Genomic DNA, 1,475 nt, shown 5'->3' with positions numbered 1-1,475 from the left:
GATTGGTGCTCTGACCTGGGATAATTCGACTTGCGAAGGTCCGAATTTCTCATGATCGAGGAGCACCAATCTGGTGAGCAAGTCTACGTCGCCCTACCCGTGGTTGTCTGCAGAGGGCACCGGAACCGGGGTGGTGTCGCACGCCGGAGCAACTCTGTTGCTGCGCGCTGCCGAGAAAATCGGCCTGACCACCGCATTGTCGGAAGCGTTGACGCCGTGGCGTAAACCCGTCGCGGTCCATGATCCGGGCAAAATCCTGCTGGATCTGGCGGTGGCGGTCGCGATCGGCGGTGACTGTCTGGCCGACATCAACCAACTCCGCGCCGATCCGGCAGTGTTCGGGCTGGTGGCTTCCGATCCGACGGTGTCACGGCTGATCACCACCCTCGCCGCAGATGCCTCAACAGCGCTGGCGGCGATCAACACCGCCCGAGCTGCTGCCCGTGCCCGAGCGTGGCGATATGCCGGCGATGCCGCCCCCGACCACGACACCGACGCTTGTGACCCGCTGATCGTTGATATCGACGCCACCCTGGTCACCGCGCACTCAGAGAAGGAACACGCCGCACCAACCTATAAGCGGGGCTTCGGTTTTCACCCGATATGCGCGTTCGTCGACCACGGCACCACCGGAACCGGTGAACCCCTGGCCATCGAGTTGCGGGCCGGTAACGCCGGAGCGAACACCGCCGCCGACCACATCACCATCCTCAGCCATGCCCTGGCGCAACTACCACAGGTAGGCGGGTATCGAGTCGGCAAGAAGGTGTTGGTGCGCACCGATTCGGCCGGCGGCACCCACGAGTTCCTGACCCACCTGCACAAGCGGCGGCTCGGATACTCGGTCGGATTCGGCCTGACCGACACCATCGCCGCCGCCATCGACCGGCTCTCACCACAGGCGTGGACACCGGCCTACGACAGCGATGGCATCGAACGTGAAGGCGCCTGGGTGGCCGAGGTAACCGGTGTTCTCGACCTGAGCAGCTGGCCGCCGGGGATGCGGGTGATTGTGCGCAAAGAACGTCCTCACCCCGGTGCGCAGTTGCGGTTCACCGATCGAGATGGCCTGCGGTTGACCGCCTTCGCCACCAACACCGTACGCGGTCAACTCGCCGATCTGGAACTACGCCACCGCCGCCGGGCCCGCTGCGAAGACCGTATCCGCACCGCCAAAGACTGCGGACTGACCAACCTGCCCCTGCACGGCTTCGACGCCAACCGCATCTGGTGCGCCATCGTCGAACTCGCATGCGAGTTGATCGCCTGGACCCAAATCCTGGCCTTCCACGACACCCCAGCCCGCAGGTGGGAACCCAAACGGCTACGCCACCGCCTGTTCACCATCGCCGCCAAAATCAGCCGCCACAGCCGCCGAACCCGGTTGAAGCTGGCCGCTCACGCACCCCACCTCAGCATTCTACTCAACGGGATAGCAAGGCTCACAGCACTTCCCGACCCTGGATAACCACCAG

At 64.5% G+C, this 1,475-nt stretch carries 1 protein-coding gene; it reads left to right on the top strand.

The window, feature by feature from the left end:
• Positions 1-73 precede the first annotated feature (73 nt).
• Complete coding sequence (locus QSJ19_RS26450) at positions 74-1,468, top strand: IS1380 family transposase (RefSeq protein ID WP_286324030.1); 1,395 nt, start codon at positions 74-76, stop codon at positions 1,466-1,468.
• The last annotated feature ends 7 nt before the right edge of the window (positions 1,469-1,475 follow it).

Source organism: Gordonia sp. ABSL11-1 (genome assembly GCF_030315685.1).
Taxonomy (GTDB): domain Bacteria; phylum Actinomycetota; class Actinomycetes; order Mycobacteriales; family Mycobacteriaceae; genus Gordonia.
Note: the sequence above shows the minus strand (reverse complement) of the source record. Positions and strands in the feature narration are given on the sequence as shown.